The sequence below is a fragment of the Adhaeretor mobilis genome, from assembly GCF_007741515.1.
Classification (GTDB): Bacteria; Planctomycetota; Planctomycetia; order Pirellulales; family Lacipirellulaceae; genus Adhaeretor; species Adhaeretor mobilis.
Genome location: NZ_CP036263.1, coordinates 4,420,350 through 4,436,812 on the forward strand (window position 1 = coordinate 4,420,350; position 16,463 = coordinate 4,436,812).

The following is a 16,463-nucleotide window of genomic DNA, read 5'->3' on the forward strand; positions in this document are numbered from 1 at the left end:
GTGGCTATGCCACCCGACGAAGCCAATCCTGCAGACGACGCCAAGCGTAAACTCAACACGCCCGTGGAGTTTGTGCGTGGTGTGGGCCCCGAACGGGCCAAGCTGCTTGTTCGGCTCGGGTTGCCCACGGCAGCGAGCCTGCTGTTTCACTTTCCGCATCGCTATGAAGACTTGACCAACGAATGCTTGATTGAGAACCTGCAAGAGGATGAGCTCCAAAGCGTACGAGGTACGATTGCCGAGGCACGCACCAGTTCTAGCGGGTTCGGCAAAAGTCGATTTGCTGTCCTGCTGACCGATGGTCAGGGCGGCTCCTTGCGGGCTACTTGGTTCAACCAGCCGTTCATGGCAAAGCGGCTTACTCAAGGCCAGCATGTGGTGCTTACCGCCAAGCCGCGAATGAAGGGGCTCATCTGGCAGATGTCGCACCCTCAGGTGACGTACTTGGAGGAAGAAGAAGCGGCACTCGAGACCCCCATGCTGCCTGTTTACTCGACGACCGAGGGGCTGTCGCAGTATTACCTTCGCAAGATCATTCAAGAAGCAGTCGAAGACTATGCGGAATTGCTGCCGGAAGTTTTCCCCGCGTCGCTGCTCACACAGTACGATCTCATGCCCTTAGTCGACGCAGTTAGGGCGATTCATCACCCTGAGAATCAAGAGCAAGCCGAGCGTGCGCAACGACGTTTCGTTTTCCAAGAGTTATTCGTGCTGCAATTGGCCCTGTCGGTACGTCGGCGGGAGCAGCATGACCTTGACGCGGTTCCGTTGCCGACGACTACGCAAATCGATGCGCGAATTCGAAGGCTGTTACCGTTCGAGCTCACGGAAAGCCAGGACAAGGCAATCGCAGAGGTCACGGCCGACTTGGCACTCGACCGACCGATGAATCGCCTCCTGCAAGGCGAAGTCGGTAGTGGCAAGACGATGGTCGCCCTCTACGCGATGCTTGTCTGTTTGGCCCACGGTCAGCAGGCAGCGTTAATGGCCCCCACAGAGATACTCGCTCGGCAACATATCGCTACGTTGAGCAAATTGCTCGACGCTAGCCGCGTGCGTTACGAATTGCTTTCGGGAAGCCTCAGCAAGAAGGAACGCAGCGAGCTGCTAGGTCGTATTCTTTCTGGCGAAGTGGATGTCGTCATCGGTACGCAGGCGATCATTCAAGAGGGCGTGCGATTTAAGAACCTCGGACTGGTTGTCGTCGACGAGCAGCACAAATTTGGTGTGAAGCAGCGAGCCGCGTTGCGTCAGGATGATCAATCGCCGCATTACTTGGTCATGACCGCGACTCCCATTCCGCGAACTGTCACCATGACGATGTTCGGCGATCTAGATATCTCCACGCTGCGAGAGCTGCCCGCTGGCCGTCAGCCTGTGAGCACCTACCTTGTCGAGGAGGGCATGGAAGAACGCTGGTGGGGATTTGTGCGTGATCGATTGCGTGAAGGCCGCCAAGCGTTCGTCGTAGCTCCGCTAGTAGAAGAATCGGAAACGATCGACGCGCCTAGTGTGGCGCAAGCGTTCGAGCAGTTGACCAATGGCGAACTCGAAGCCTTCCGCGTAGGGCTGCTGCATGGCCGCATGCCTGCCGATGAGAAGCAAGCGATCATGGATGAATTCAACTCGGGCAAGACCCAAGTGCTCGTCAGTACGACGGTCGTAGAAGTTGGCGTCGATGTGCCCAACGCCACCATCATGACCATAGCCGGGGCAGAGCGTTTCGGCCTGGCTCAACTCCACCAACTGCGTGGGCGCATCGGTCGGGGCACGCACCCGGGATTTTGTGGTTTGCTCATGGCGGGAATTTCTGAAGCCGATTCGACGGATAAACGGCGCGAGCGGCTGGAAAAGTTCAAAGAATCGACCGACGGATTTGAACTGGCTGAGGTCGATTTCCAAATTCGCGGTCCAGGTGACCTGTTTGGCACTCGCCAGCACGGCCTGCCTCCATTGCGCATCGCCGACCTGAATCGCGATCGAGAAACTCTTCAAGAAGCCCGCCGCGAGGCACAGCTGTTGGAGGCGTCCGACCCGGCGTTGCAGCATGCGAATCACGCCGGGCTGCGCGAACAAATGTTGCGACGATATGGAGAAGCGCTGAATTTAGGCGACGTGGGATAGATTAGTCGGCCGTTAAATCAATCCACCAGCATGTCTTGCAACTTCGCCAACGAACGAGACAGCATCACCCGCATCGCACCGTCGGACTTGCCCATTTTGGCGGCAATCTCTTTCGAGGGCAGCCCGACCAAATAGCGCAGTCGGAGGGCTTCGCGCTGTTCTTCCGGCAGCGTATCAAGCGCTGCCAGCATACGTAGTTGCCGCTGATCTCGGGAGAAAGCTTCGCTGGGCGTTGTCATGCTCGCGATCAACAGATTGGCAATGCCACCTCCCCCTTGGCTCCCCTCGGGAAGGACCGCCTCACGCGAGGCGTCACGCTTTTGACTGGCGAAGTGACGGCGGTGAGCGTCGATTATCTTGCGTTCGCAAATCTGAAACACCCAATTGATCGGATCGCGCTCAGAGAGGTCGATCTTGTCGAGCGACTTCACGGCTTCAAGGCTCGCATCCTGCAAAATGTCTTCCGGTTCGATTTTTTTGCGTAGGGGGCCACCGATGCGACTTTGAATAAATGCGAGCAGCTGGGCGCGTTTTCGTTCGACATATTCAGCCATCGCGGCGGAGTCGCCCAATCGAATTTGTTCGATCAGTGCGGTATGATCATTCTCAGTGGGAACTGACACTGGATTCCCCGCTTACAACGTGAATTAAATGACTAACGTTCCTCATTCTACCCGCGATTCGCAGTCTTCACAGAGCTTGCCTGTGGAGAACGAAGATGCGCTATGGGACCTCATAGCTAAGCGTATCGACGAGCTATCCGGTGCTTGGGAAGCTCTAGCCGATAAATCAGGAGAGTTGCCGGATATTCAACGGTTTTTGAAGGGAGTCGATGGCGGTGGCCTCCCCAACGGCGCTCGATTGCTGATCGGAGAGCTCGTAAAGACCGACCTCGAGCAACGCTGGCAACGGAATATCCAGCCGCAGCTACTTGAGGACTACGTGCGAGACCACACCCAACTAGGAGAACTCGAGCAACTCCCCACAGACTTGATCTACGAAGAATTTCAAGCTCGCATTCAGGCAGGGCACGCGGTGTACGAGGAAGAAATTCGAAAGCGATTCCCTAAGAAAGCGGACGCTTTGTGCGATTTACTGGGCGGCATGGCGATTTCCGGATCGCCAACTTGCACTTACTTCGCAGGTACTCGTATTGCGACCGACCATTCAGAATCACAAGCCCCTTCCAGCATTGAGCAGAAGATTGCGGACTTGCAGCCGGGTGATCAGATTGACGACTTTCAACTCGTCGCCACACTCGGTAGTGGGGCCTTCGCGCGCGTGTTTCTTGCGAGGCAGCTCTCCATGGAACGGCTTGTTGCGCTAAAAATCTCCGCCACTTCGGGACGCGAGCCACAAACGCTAGCACAGTTAGATCATCCGAACATCATTCGCGTGTTTGATCAGCGCGAATGCAAGTCTCCTCCCGCCCTGTTGCTTTATATGGAAGTCGCTCAAGGAGGTTCTTTGCATGACCTGATGCAGCGACTCGCTCGAGCGCGCCAAGCTGAAGGAGGAGTCGCTTCCGCAGGGGAAGCTCTGCTGGAATCGATTGACGCAAGTCTAGCAAGAGTTGGCATCACCCCGCCAGCAGATTCCTCAAGGCGAGAAGAACTAGTAACTGCTCCTTGGGTAGAAGTGGCTTGCCAACTGGGAGCGGAGATTGCCGAAGGGCTGGCGTACGCGCATGACAGGGGTGTGCTGCATCGCGATATCAAACCCGCCAATGTGCTACTCACCGCCGAGGCGACTCCCAAGCTGGCGGACTTCAACGTTAGTTACAACGGCGGGCATGCGGAGGAGGACCCCAAAGATGCTTTCGGCGGCTCGCTGGCCTATATGTCACCCGAGCAGCTGGAAGCATGCCACCCGCTACTAGGTGGTTCGCCCCAAATGGTGCGTGAGACAAGCGACATCTTTGCCTTCGGAGTGATGATGTGGGAGATGCTTACAGGCAAACGGCCCTTTCGCGATGAGTTGTCTTCTATCCTGGGTGGGCAATTGGCACGCTTGCAGCGTATGATCGAACTGCGTCGTAAAGGCGACTTCGCCGATACGGCCAAGAGCCTGCCCGACGACTGCCCACCCCCATTGCGAAGAACACTCGCACGCTGCTTGCAACCCGCTCCTGAGAATCGTTTCCAATCGGCACACCAACTGGCCAAATCCCTGCGATTGTGTCTGCACGAGCGTGCCTGGAAACTACTCGAACCGCCCGAATCGACATTTGGAAGAATCGTATTGCGCTGGCCGGTTCTCTTCGTAATCTTGGCCGCGTTGCTGCCGAATCTTCTCACAGGTGCTTATAACTACTTCTACAATAAGCACCGCATGAGCGATCAGTGGCCAGAGCTTTACCAGAGATTTGACAGGGTACAACTGGTGATCAACGCAGTCGCGTTTCCCCTTGGCGTTGTGATTGTTTGGTGGGTGATGGTAAAGACGATGCAATTCATCAAGGATGCAAGCCCGGCAAGTGCCAACCAGGGCGTCAAGAGTGTGCTCCTGTTTGGCCACTTTGCATCACTTCTGATTGTCACGCTTTGGACAATCTCCGGCGCAGCCTTTCCTATCGCGATTGCCTGGGGAAATCCAACCGGCCAAGCGATAGGGTTCTATCTGCACTTCTTCATTTCTTTAGCGGTATGCGGGTTAGCGGCTACCGCTTATCCATTCTTTTTCATAACTACGCTCGCAACTCAATTTCTCGTGCCAGCGTTGGTGCGCAACGATACCGCAGGCGGCCCCCAGCGGAAAGACTTAAGACAATTGGCCAAACTGAGCCGTATCTATTTGGCGCTTGCTAGTCTGGTTCCGATGCTCGCCGTCCTGCTGGCAGTATCTGCCGGTAGTCAACAAAGATGGGCACTGATCGTGGCCAGTAGCGTGGGCGTGTTTGGGCTCGGCGCGATGTTCCTACTCGAAAGGCAGATCAGGCTTAATATCGAAGCCTTGGAAAAGATTGCGATCGACTAGTGCTTTGACCACTCTTGGAATTGGGATAGATAAAGCACTAGGGTAAGGGTGCTGTTCCCCTGAGTTCTACTGGAAAGCGAGTAGTCGTGCCACTGAATTCGCTGGAACTGTCGAACCTGAGCATAGGAGAATGGCGGCGTTTACCTGCTCGGGTCTGAACTGATAATCCTTGCGGTTTGAACGCATCAGGGAATCTAGGCAAGTCCAACAGAGAGCAAAACTCGACTGATGGTAAAGCATTGCGTTTGCTTTTGCGTTTCTATAGCGCACTCTTACACGGCCTCCAGCGTATTCACACCCAGCCGCTGAGCCGATCCCCCCGCCCGCAAGCTCGCTTTGTGAAATCCTGTGTTCGCGGCAATACTCCCCTCCCGAGGTACCCAACCCATGCTCAGAACATTGTTTATGATGCTCGTGGCAGTTTGCTTAGCCACAACCGCCGGCTGCGGTTGCTGTTCAGGCCTGTTCGGCTCCCGAACAACTGCTGCCAAACCCGTTTACGCCCCCATTGGTCCGTCATGCCCAGTCCCGTCATGCCCAGCTCCTTCTTGTAATAGTTGCCCAAGTGGCGGCGAAATGTACGGTGCGTCCTACGGCGGCGAGAGTTACTCTGCCGGATATCCAGGCGTAATGTCCGGTGGGTAGCTAAGATGGTTATAAAGCATAGAGTAGTTCGACTTCGAGTAGACAATCGATACCTAGGCCGGGGTGCTTAAGCGCCCCGGCCTTTTCGCTGCCTCTGTTGAGCTACCTGCTCCAGCTAGGTCAGGGACACTGGCTCTACTTTGGCTGACAAACCGGGCACCAGTAGGTTGATCTTCCCATATCTCCCTGGCGTTGCATCTGAATTACTTCCCCACACTTGGGGCAAGGTTCGCCACTGCGGTTGTAAACCCATTTCCTACTGCCGCCGTCGAATCGTGTCTTCCTAACGTGGCCCATCAGGTTTCTGAGCATGAGTTTACGTGCACGATTGATGAGCTCGCGGAGTTGCAGGTCGTCAAGATTGCCGACTTGGGTGAACGGATTGAGACTTTCCAAGAACAAAACTTCCGATTTATAAACGTTGCCAATGCCACTAACGAGCGTTTGATCCATGACTGCCTGCCCCAGGGGCAGATCGTTGCGTTGGCGAAAACGGGAGAGAGCCGCTTCAATATCGAATGGTTCATCCAGCAGATCAGGACCCAGGCGATTGAGATGCGGGTGCTGTCGAAGCTGATCTGTGGTAAGCAGTTCCAGTCGCTTGGGAGTGAAGCAAACGACTGACCAATTGCCAAGCTTGAGTTCCAGTGAGGCTAGAGGCTTGCCCTTGCTCCAACGTTGGTCTTGGCCATAAACATGCCAGGAACCTGTCATGCCCATGTGTGAGTGGATCGCCTCACCGCTGCCCAAGTGCATCAAAAGGTGCTTACCGCGAGCTTCCACACGACTGCAGGGCTGATCGACTAAGCGAGCCGTGGGCAAAGGCCGTTCAAACCGTGGGTTGTGACACGCGGCGCCCGTGATCGCTTCTCCCTCCATCACCTTGCGAAGGTTCACAGCCGAGCGGTAAATGGTGTCCCCCTCAGGCATCGGACTCACCTCGCGGATAGCGCCGGCTCTCCGACCGTGATTTATCCCGCAACTCGCCACCCCGATGTTGGTAGCCCGAGTGAGTTGCGTGGAAGCCATGTTGAAGGAGTAAGCGGGCGAGCGGAGAATTGGCCGGCTCGCCACCGTCGATTTTCTTGAGCAACAACGGGCGATCTTCCGCTTGACTTTCTAAGGCTACAGCAAGCCGCTCGTGCCTAGCGACTTGCTCGGTCGCATCGCCGGCTTTGAATGTGGTTAGACTACCCGCCTGTGGGTTGAGAAAGCCCAGAAGTACACCTTCGTCGAGAATCACCTGCGCGCCGCTTACTCTTTGTGGCTGCGCGTCGGGAGAACGAGTGGCGGGCCACTTGAGCATCGCACCGTAGGCGTTCGCCGGATCGACGGCTGAAAGAACGAGCGGTATTGTTTCAGCGTTGTCTTTCTCCTTGGCTGGCTGACGGATCGAGTCATCAGCTCCTGGCGAGGCGAATTGCGCTCCGCCTAAGCCTTCCACAAAATACCCACGTCGCACGCGGCCCGATTCTTCCATAGCCCGCAGTACCGGGTAGAGGGCAGAGAAACCACCTTCGACCGATTCACGATCAATCGAGGGCCGAGTGAGGATCCCATACCTGCGGACGAGTATTTCCGTTATAGCCGTTTGTCTTTCGGTGGGACTAGGGGCACTGTCCTCGTTGCCATACTTCACTAGTGACCACCGCCCCTCCGAGCCCGCCAGGCGGGTCTGTCGCCGAGAACGGAATCGACTGCGCTGGCCTCGTCTGCCGGTAGACTTTTTCTTTCCGCCACTGGCAAGTGAACGCAACGGGGCGATTGTGTCATTCGTCACGTGCCCTTTCCACACCAAACTCCATAACGCGGCAAGTGCGTCGTTGCGGAAGCCGCCCAGCTGACTCGCCATCTCATCGAAGAACAAGGCACCACGAGTTTGCAACAGCTCGTGAATCTCTTCCTCGATCGCTGGCGTCCCTGTCGATTCTGCTAGAGGTTCCGCTCTCGGCGCGAGCAGCGGAAGGCTATCCGCCAAATAGAGCCCAATCCTCCCATCCCGAGGACCAACGCTTTCGATCCCACGCCACACAACTTCGCCAGCGTTGAAGAGCTCATCTAGGTCCGACTGCGCAAAATCAATGATTCTTGTAGGTAGAATCGAGGTTTCCAATTCCGAAGCGGCCAAAGGCGCACCCTGTAGTTGTTCGATTGCATCAAGTAACCCGTCTAGACCACGGCGGGGGCGAGTCACACCTTGCCAGACGGGTAAGAACCGGGCGAGCTGCTCCGCTTCAACGGGCTCAACCTGCTTGCGTAGTTTGGCCAGCGAGCGGCGTTTGATTTGACGCAACACCCCCGTGTCGCACCACTCTGTGCCGGTGCCACCGGGGAGGAACTCGCCGGCAATCACGCGATCTCGCTCGACCAGCTTCTCCAAGGCGAGCTTCGCAACCGCTTCGCTAAGTCCCAATCTTGCCGCGACATCATTAGTACGAAATGGGCCGTGCGTTCTCGCGTAGCGGGATACGAGATCGGTGAGCGGATCGTCGCCCACTTCTAGAAACGCCTCTGGCAAGCCTGGCGGCGGCACGACGCCGAGGGCGTCGCGAAGCCTCGATGCATCTTCCGCGGCAACGAGACGCGTCTCGCCGGCAATCTTCACACTGATGATTCGCCGCAATGATAGCAGCTCCGTGATCCATTTCTCTTGATCTTCAACCGAGGCCTCTGGACTTGTCCGCTGGGCGATTTCCGCCTCGCTTAAGTCCCCCACATAAAGCAATAGCCCCTGCAACGAGTCGATGTCGCGAACACGCGGCTCGTCGAGCCTTTGCAACTGCAACTCTAGTGACTCGATAGCATCCGCATCCAGCAATTCTCGGAAGTCGGCAGCGCCCAAGAGCTCACGAAGCTGCACCTGGTCGAGTGCCAGTGCCTGAGCTCGCCGTTCCGCAAGCGGCGCATCGCCGTTGTAGAGGAAATTGGCGGTATAGTTGAACAGCAAAGACGAAGCGAAGGGCGAAGCGCTAGCGTTTTCGACCGTGTGAACGCGTATCGTTTGGCGCTGCACCTCTCCGAGGATTTGTTTGAGTCCGGCAACGTCGAACACGTCACGAAGACATTCCCGATAAGTCTCCAGTAGAATCGGAAATCGTTCGTAACGAGCGGCGACCTTCAACAGATCGGCCGATTTGCGTCGCTGCAACCACAGCGGCGTGCGTTTCTGCGGCTGTCGGCGTGGGAGCAACAACGCCCGGGCAGCGTTCTCGCGGAAACGTGCCGCGAACAGTGAGGAACCGCCCAAGTGTTTGACTAGTTCATCCTCGACAAGCTGTGGATCGGGGAACAATGTATCTAAATTGGGCAGTTTCTCACTCTCAGGCAGTCGCAGCACGATGCCGTCGTCTGCCCAGGTGAAGTCGATTTCAAGACCCGTCTCCTCTCGCAGACGACCAATCACTGCTAGCGCCCACGGTGCGTGAACTCGCGATCCGAAAGGGGAGAGAATCACCACACGCCAGTCACCGATCTCATCGAGAAACGATTCGACGACGATAGTCTTGTCGGTAGGCAGCTCGACAGTCGAATCGGCTTGGTCGCGCACGTAGCGCACTAGGTTTTTCGCTGCCAGTTGGTCGAGCCCACTCTCGTCGCGTAGTTTCTCTTGTGCCGCATTGTCCGAGAGCTCACCCAACTGGCGCGTTTGCTTACCAATCGCCCGTCCAAAATCCAAAGGACGTCCCGGACCGTCGCCTCGCCAAAACGGCATGCGCCCCGGCTCGCCAGGGGCCGGAGCTACCAGCACGCGATCGCGTGTGATGTCGATTACCCGCCAGGACGATGCTCCCAGCAGAAATACATCGCCGGGGCGCGTCTCGAAGACCATCTCTTCGTCGAGTTCGCCAACACGTGCTCCCCCTTCGTCACCAGCTGCAAGATAAACACCGTACAGCCCGCGATCCGGGATTGTGCCTCCGTTGAGCACCGCGATTCGCTGCGATCCCTTGCGCGGTGATATTACACCGGCCAAACGATCCCAATTGATTCGCGGGCGCAGCTCGGAGAACTCGTCCGACGGGTAGCGACCCGACAACAGATCGAGCACACCGTCAAACAGACTTTTCGGCAGATCATGAAACGGTGCCGCACAGCGCACAGTCGCGTACAGCTCGTCAACGGGACATGGCTCCAACGCAACCATCGCCACGATTTGCTGCGCCAATACGTCCAGCGGGTTGCGCGGGTAGCGCGTCGATTCCACCTGCCCGGTGAGCATATTCGCCACAGCGGCACTGCAAGCAAGCAAATCTCCGCGGTACTTGGGAAAGATCACACCTTCGGACTTGGCACCCAAGTGGTGTCCGGCCCTGCCGATCCGTTGTAATCCTGAAGCAACCGACGGCGGTGCCTCAATTTGAATCACCAGATCGACGGCCCCCATGTCGATGCCTAGTTCCAAGGAGGAAGTCGCCACGATTGCCGGCAGATCGCCTCGCTTGAGGCGATCTTCAATCTCGCTGCGCTGCGCGCGGGCCAACGAGCCGTGATGCGCAAGGGCAATCTCTTGATCGGCCAGTTCATTGATCGAGGCAGCCAGTCGCTCGGCCAGTCGCCGGCTGTTCACGAAAATCATTGTCGAACGATGCGCGCCGATGAGTTCGACCAATCGCGGGTGAATTGCCGGCCAAATCGACGCAATCGATGGCCCCGCACTGGTGGGGCCCGTCTGAACGTCAGTGGGCTGGCTCATCGCAGCCATATCTTCGACTGGCACCTCGACGGTGATCTCCAAATGTTTCCGCTCCCCGGCATCGATAATTTCTACGGGGCGAGCCTGCGGAGATTTCTCAGGATCAGCACTCGCCTCGCCACCACCGAGCAGACGTGCGATTTCCTCCAGCGGCCGCTGAGTCGCTGACAGACCGATTCTCTGCAGGGGCGAAGACGCCAACGAGTGTCCTGCTTGCTTATCGGTTTCGTCGCGCAACAAATGTTCAAGTCGCTCTAATGTGAGAAACAGGTGCGTGCCGCGTTTGGTGGCCGCCACGGCGTGAATCTCATCAACAATCACCGTCTCGACGCTCCGCAACACTTCGCGTGCTTTGGAAGTGAGCATCAGATACAACGACTCAGGCGTGGTGATGAGAATGTCGGGTGGGTGTCGCGCAATCTGCTGCCGCTCTTTCGCGCTAGTGTCGCCTGATCGAACGGCGACCGTTGGCTCGTGAAATTCATGCCCGAGCCGACCTGCGACTGTGCGGATGCCTGCCAGGGGTGCGCGTAAGTTGCGATCAACATCCACCCCGAGCGCCTTGAGAGGCGAAATGTAAAGAATACGAATGCTCGGCTGCTCGGTCTTCGGCGGTTCACCAAACATCAAGCGATCAATGGCCGCCAGAAACGCCGCTAGTGTTTTTCCGGAGCCCGTGGGTGCAAGCAGCAATGCGTTCTTCCTGGCCGCCAACTCCGGCCAGGCCTGCCGTTGAATAGTAGTAGGCTCACCGAACGCCTCAGCTAACCACGTGCTAGTAGCTATATGAAACGAGTCCATCCCGGTCAGTTTGGGATTCGCTTGGCGTTTTTTCAGAGAAGAATTGCCCATGACAAGAAGAGTTTACCGCTATTGAGCATCAACCTGATTGGGAACTGGAAAACTTGGAACCAAAGGCTGCTAACTTCGTCACTTGATCTGATTGTACGCAGCGAGCGCCGCATCGCGGGCCTCAAAATGATCGACCATCGGGTGGGGGTAGTCTTTGCCAAGAGTGATTCCAGCTTCTTCTAGCTGCTCTTCACTCGCTTCCCACGGTTTGTCTAGCACCTTGTTGGGTAGTCCTGCTATTTCTGGGACCCAGCGGCGTACGTAATCACCGTCTGGGTCGAATTTCTCGCCCTGAGTCATTGGATTAAAAATGCGGAAGTAGGGTGCAGCATCTGCCCCGCAACCGGCCGTCCACTGCCAGCCGAGTGAGTTGCTGGCGAGGTCCGCATCGCACAAGGTATCCCAAAACCACTCAGCACCCCGCTGCCAGGGGATGCGCAGATGCTTGGTGAGAAACGAGGCCACAATCATACGAGCCCGATTGGGCATGAAGCCGGTCGCCCACAAGTCCCGCATGGCAGCGTCGACTACCGGATAGCCCGTCTGACCGCGTTGCCACTTTTGTAATTTCTCGTTGTCCTCGTCCCAGGGGAATACCGCAAACTTCTCTCGGAGGGGCTCGTTCGTCGTCGAAGGGAAGTAGTACAGCAAATGATAAGCAAACTCCCGCCAGCCGATTTCGCTCAGATACGTGTCGGAACTCTTCCGCAGGGAGGGAGCACCATTGTAGGCGGCTTTGACTGATGCCCAAACTTGTCGGGGGCTGATCTCGCCAAAGTGCAGGCGTGGCGAGAGTTGCGACCAGCCTTGGACGTCTAACCGGTTTCGAGCTTCCTGGTAGTCGCCCAATCGGCCTTCAGAGATAAACGCATTGAGAGCATCTTCAGCCGCTCGAGCGCCAACGTCCCATGTCTCGTAGAATTGGCTATCCCAATCAGGTTCGGGCAGCAGCTTCAGGTCCGCCAACTCGACAGATTTCGGCCACCTCCTCGGGCTGATCAACCCTTCAGGGGGCTCCCTGGGATCGTGATCTATATGGAGAGCTCGGCAGGCCTTCCAGAAGGGCGTGAACACTTTGTAAGGACCGCCTGCCTTCGTTTCAATCTCCCACGGCTCGTAAAGCAAGCTGCCGTTGAAGCTTTTCACTTCGATGCCGTCCTGCTTCAGCGCAGACTTCACTCGCTGGTCGCGCTCGATGGCAGCTGGCTCGTAGCGACGACTCCAATAAACGGCCGACGCACCAGTCTGCTGGATCAGTTCGCTTAGCACTTTCAACGAGTTGCCTTGGCGAAGGATGAGTCGTGAGCCCATACCCTCAAGCTGCTCTGTCAAACTATCGAGCGAGTGATGAAGCCACCACTTCGAAGCGCCGCCAAGTGGCCAATCGCCCTCTTCCTCGGGTGCCCAAATAAAGACGGGTAGCACCGTGCCACGATCAGCCGCGCGCAGTAGGGCAGGGTGGTCTGCCAAACGCAGGTCTTGGCGATACCAAAGAATGGTCGTCGAAGTACTCACGGGTGCCCTGCTGAAATGCTAGTGAAAACTACGCTTGGAAAAAGTCCGGAGCGCAGTAACCGCAACAAACCTTGCAGGAGTAACAAGGAGCAGAACAAGTAGGAAAGAATGCCCAGTCGCCGCGACTAGGCTCCGTCCGCTTCAGGCAGCGCTAGGCGAATCGGGCCTCGCGCTTCGTCGGGATCGACGGTCTCGCCCTTTTGAGTGGCACGTAGATCACCCTTTTGGATAAGCTCTGCCGCCACGTCACGCACTTGCTGCATGATGTCGCGATAGTCGCCGCCACCCAGATGGCGAGCAGCCTCCGACGGGCAGATACTTTTCTTGGGTCCACGCAGGTTAACCAGACGAAGTATTTCTTCAGCAATTTGCTCATTGCTGAAAGTCTCAGGCGTATTGGCGATTGATCGATCCACGGAATTCCTCGCTGACGCTTTTCTCAGCTTACAATGGGGTTGGGGTCTCAAAAAATGAGGCGAACAATGTTTCGTGATGGGAGAACGATAGTCCACCGACTCAGTCACTTGCTCTTCTCGCTCATCTAATTTACCCGCCCAAGCCTCAGAGGGCCAGCCACGACAGGCATTCGTTTTGCCGCAACCTGCGAATTTCTTTGCTTGACTGGTCCGCTTATTCCGCCGCCAAGTGGGTGAGAAAGGCTTGACAAACTTGCCGGGGCGTTCATGGGCGGCGATCTCAGGCGGGCTCGTCCTCGAAGCGAACCTGCCGAATGCCCGGCAAAAATGCCACCTCGTAGACTTCGCTGCCCCCTCGGGTGAACTCTAGCCGACCTAGGATTTCTCCCGAATGAGTTCCCACTACGGCTATTCCGGCATGAACGGTCGACTCCACTTTCCGGAGCAGCGGTGAGTCGAGAATATGTTTTTCGCGAATCTTAGAGAGCCCCACAACGGATGCTTCGTTGACGAAACACAGCCCCCGGGTAAAGCCTGGCAGCTCGCATACCGTGTTGAAACTGTTGCTGGCGACGTCAAACTTTTCGAGAGTTCCCACTCCTGAATTGCAAAGCCACCATCCGGCGTTCCAACGTGGCGAATGGGGCATGCACAGCCCACGGCCAATCGTCTTGCTTGTTGGTACGTCGATGAGGACACCACTGGTAAAGCGATCTAATATCCGCCAGCCCTTGGGTTCGTCGGTTTCGCCGAAAGCAGTGACCACCGCCGGGAGACCTGCTTTCATGCCGAGACCATTCAAGTGGCAGCGGTCCTTCGGTTTGATTTCCGAGATGAAATCCGGCTGCCAGCAGCGCAGGAAGTTTACCTTTTTGCTAGGACGCGACAGGCAATTAAACTTGGTATTGATGAAGTACGCGCCACGTCGACCGAACGCGACATCATGCATGTCGAGCTTGCCGGTACTATATTTTTTTTCCACTTCGAACGAGTTCTGTCCGGTGCGTTGAAATATCCTAAAGTGATGCCTCGCAGCCAAGGCAATGCGATCTCCCCGAATTGCGAGTCCCATAGGACGGGGGAACTTCCACACTCGGGTTCGCAGCCCCTGCTTATCAACTGAAAAGGCAGCGAGCTTCCCAGAGTTATAGGTTGTCACCAGCAGCGAACCACCGGTTGCCTCTAACCAAGGGACGAACTCCCCGTGTGCCTGGATCTGAATACTTGCTGGTTTCTTGGGTATGGTCATCCGAGGAGCGTCAGGCGACGACCTCCGGCACGATGCTCGAGACCGAAGCATCGCATTTTGATAACGTAAAACAGATTTTCATACGAATCCATTCTTTGGGGAAAAATGCTCTGCTTGCAACCCATCTAGGGCAGTCTGAAGATGGGCAACTGCTGCTCGCATTCTAGCAGGTTTTTCGTCATAGAACTTGGCTGCACGACTAAATGGCAACGACGGTGTTTGCCGCTTGCGGGTTAGCCGCGACTCATCTTGTGCTATGATACTCGCCTAGCAAATCCAAGAACTAAGTCCCCCTGTTGGGCAGGAGAAATAATAACAACGATGAATGTTTTGCTAACCGGTGGTGCCGGATACGTGGGCTCTCACGCAGCCAAAATGCTGCTTGCTGCCGGTCACACGACTTGGGTTTACGACAATCTTTCGTACGGCCATCGCCAAGCGGTTCCCGAAGATCGCTTCATTGAGGGCGACCTCATGGACGGGGCACGATTGGCTGCGGCATTTCGCGACTACAAAATCGAAGCCGTCATGCACTTCGCGGCCTTCGCCTACGTGGGTGAGTCCGTCACCGATCCGGGCAAGTACTACCAGAATAACGTGGTGGGCACGCTCTCTCTGCTGGACTCCATGCGAGCCACCGGCGTCGAGAAGATTGTCTTCTCGAGCACCTGCGCTACCTACGGCGTGCCCGAAGTCGTGCCGATAACCGAAGCTGAGAAGCAGGCCCCCATCAACCCGTACGGCTACACAAAGCTAGTGATCGAACGAGCCATGGCCGATTACGCGGCTGCCTATGGCCTGGGCTATGCGGCGCTGCGTTACTTCAATGCCTCTGGCGCTGCTGCCGATGGTTCCATCGGAGAGGACCATCAGCCCGAGACGCATCTCATCCCTCTAGTGCTTGATGTGGCACTGGGCAAGCGTGACGAGATCAAGATCTTCGGCGACGACTACGATACCCCCGATGGCACCTGCATTCGCGACTATATTCACGTGGATGACTTAGCAACCGCGCACATCGCGGCTCTTGAGAAAATCAAATCGGGTGAAGGCTTGTTATTGAACCTGGGCACCGGTGAAGGCGCAAGCGTGCTTGAAGTGATCAACGCGTGTCGCAAAGTTACGGGGAAAGAAATCCCGGCAAGGGTGGTGGAGCGGCGAGCTGGCGATCCAGATAGGCTAGTGGCTGATGCAAGTCTCGCGCGGAAAACGCTCGATTGGCAGCCCAAGCACGTGGGAATCAAGCCAATTGTCGAGTCGGCTTGGGCGTGGCACCGAGACCATCCCGAGGGTTTCGGGAAGTAATCCGCAATTCGCTCATGCTTGCCCCGCCACGGACTTCGATGGATTTGGCAGCAGCGGGAATCTTGCGAAGAGTCTCTCCGAGAACACCGGCGACCCAGATTCGCCCGACGGGCTTGAACCCTAGCCGCGTGCAACCCGCCAGGGCCGCTTCGTTGGTCCAGTCGGCCGTGGAGAGCAACGTGGTGACTCCTTCCTTAGAGAACTGACCCAATGCGCTCTGTTGGAGCAATCCATACAGCCCCCGTCCTCGGAATTTAGCGTGGGTGTACCCTTTGTACATGAAGGCCATGTGCCTTGGAAAAGTCATCGCTACGCCAGATGCCTCGTTCCTGCCTCGATTGTACTTTGCCTGGATCCCTTCGAAGGCGTACCACGCGTATCCGGCCAGTTGCCTATCGACGAAAGCAGCGAAGCACTGGTGGTTGGTTTTCTCTAAACGTACCGCATCAGCCGGCGACAACTCAAAGTCGGGAAGCAGGCTGTATGAGCGCACTTCCTGAACCGTGAGTTGCCGAAGCCTGACGTCACCGGGGGTCCTGCGCTCTCGGACATCTTCAGCGTCTAACGCCATCAACCAAGTGACGTCGAGCGTGAGAACTTTCTGCAAGCTCTTGTAGAGCACTCGAATTGGCTTGGCGACAGACTGCATAGGACCCCCAACTCACTGGACTCAATGGGCAACCTTAAA

Annotated in this window: 10 protein-coding genes; 3 read left to right on the plus strand and 7 right to left on the minus strand. The window is 56.6% G+C overall.

Going from position 1 to position 16,463, the window contains the following annotated elements:
• Positions 1-6: 6 nt before the first annotated feature.
• Positions 7-2,124, plus strand: coding sequence for an ATP-dependent DNA helicase RecG (gene recG, locus HG15A2_RS17405; RefSeq protein ID WP_145061767.1), 2,118 nt, complete (start codon positions 7-9; stop codon positions 2,122-2,124).
• A gap of 17 nt (positions 2,125-2,141) precedes the next feature.
• Here the strand turns inward: recG and HG15A2_RS17410 are convergent, their stop codons facing one another.
• Positions 2,142-2,747, minus strand: a complete 606-nt coding sequence (locus tag HG15A2_RS17410; protein WP_145061769.1) for a sigma-70 family RNA polymerase sigma factor — start codon at positions 2,745-2,747, stop codon at positions 2,142-2,144.
• Positions 2,748-2,775: 28 nt separating this feature from the next.
• Here HG15A2_RS17410 and HG15A2_RS17415 point away from each other — a divergent pair, with 28 nt between their 5' ends.
• Positions 2,776-5,100: a serine/threonine-protein kinase gene (locus HG15A2_RS17415; protein WP_145061770.1), complete on the plus strand. Its 2,325-nt coding sequence runs from the start codon at positions 2,776-2,778 to the stop codon at positions 5,098-5,100.
• 780 nt (positions 5,101-5,880) lie between these two features.
• Here HG15A2_RS17415 and HG15A2_RS17420 read toward each other — a convergent pair.
• The 5 genes from HG15A2_RS17420 to HG15A2_RS17440 all read right to left on the minus strand — a co-directional run bounded on the left by HG15A2_RS17420 (position 5,881) and on the right by HG15A2_RS17440 (position 14,470).
• Positions 5,881-6,675 carry an Fpg/Nei family DNA glycosylase gene (locus tag HG15A2_RS17420; protein WP_218932044.1) on the minus strand — a complete coding sequence of 265 codons (795 nt, stop codon included), beginning with the start codon at positions 6,673-6,675 and terminating at the stop codon, positions 5,881-5,883.
• On the minus strand, positions 6,668-11,290 hold the full coding sequence (locus HG15A2_RS17425; RefSeq protein WP_218932045.1) for a DEAD/DEAH box helicase: 4,623 nt from the start codon (positions 11,288-11,290) through the stop codon (positions 6,668-6,670). Before HG15A2_RS17425 ends, HG15A2_RS17420 begins: the two co-directional genes overlap by 8 nt.
• A 78-nt stretch (positions 11,291-11,368) precedes the next feature.
• Complete coding sequence (locus tag HG15A2_RS17430) at positions 11,369-12,805, minus strand: cryptochrome/photolyase family protein (RefSeq protein ID WP_145061775.1); 1,437 nt, start codon at positions 12,803-12,805, stop codon at positions 11,369-11,371.
• Between the two features lie 125 nt (positions 12,806-12,930).
• Positions 12,931-13,221, minus strand: coding sequence for a DUF3253 domain-containing protein (locus HG15A2_RS24165; protein ID WP_218932046.1), 291 nt, complete (start codon positions 13,219-13,221; stop codon positions 12,931-12,933).
• A 280-nt stretch (positions 13,222-13,501) separates the two neighbouring features.
• Positions 13,502-14,470, minus strand: a complete 969-nt coding sequence (locus tag HG15A2_RS17440; RefSeq protein WP_218932047.1) for a TIGR03032 family protein — start codon at positions 14,468-14,470, stop codon at positions 13,502-13,504.
• Between the two features lie 321 nt (positions 14,471-14,791).
• Here HG15A2_RS17440 and galE point away from each other — a divergent pair, with 321 nt between their 5' ends.
• A complete protein-coding gene (gene galE / locus HG15A2_RS17445) occupies positions 14,792-15,775 on the plus strand; it encodes a UDP-glucose 4-epimerase GalE (RefSeq protein ID WP_145061781.1) in 984 nt (327 codons plus the stop codon).
• Here galE and HG15A2_RS17450 read toward each other — a convergent pair.
• Positions 15,711-16,424: a GNAT family N-acetyltransferase gene (locus tag HG15A2_RS17450; RefSeq protein WP_145061783.1), complete on the minus strand. Its 714-nt coding sequence runs from the start codon at positions 16,422-16,424 to the stop codon at positions 15,711-15,713. The genes galE and HG15A2_RS17450 overlap by 65 nt on opposite strands.
• Between the last annotated feature and the right edge of the window lie 39 nt (positions 16,425-16,463).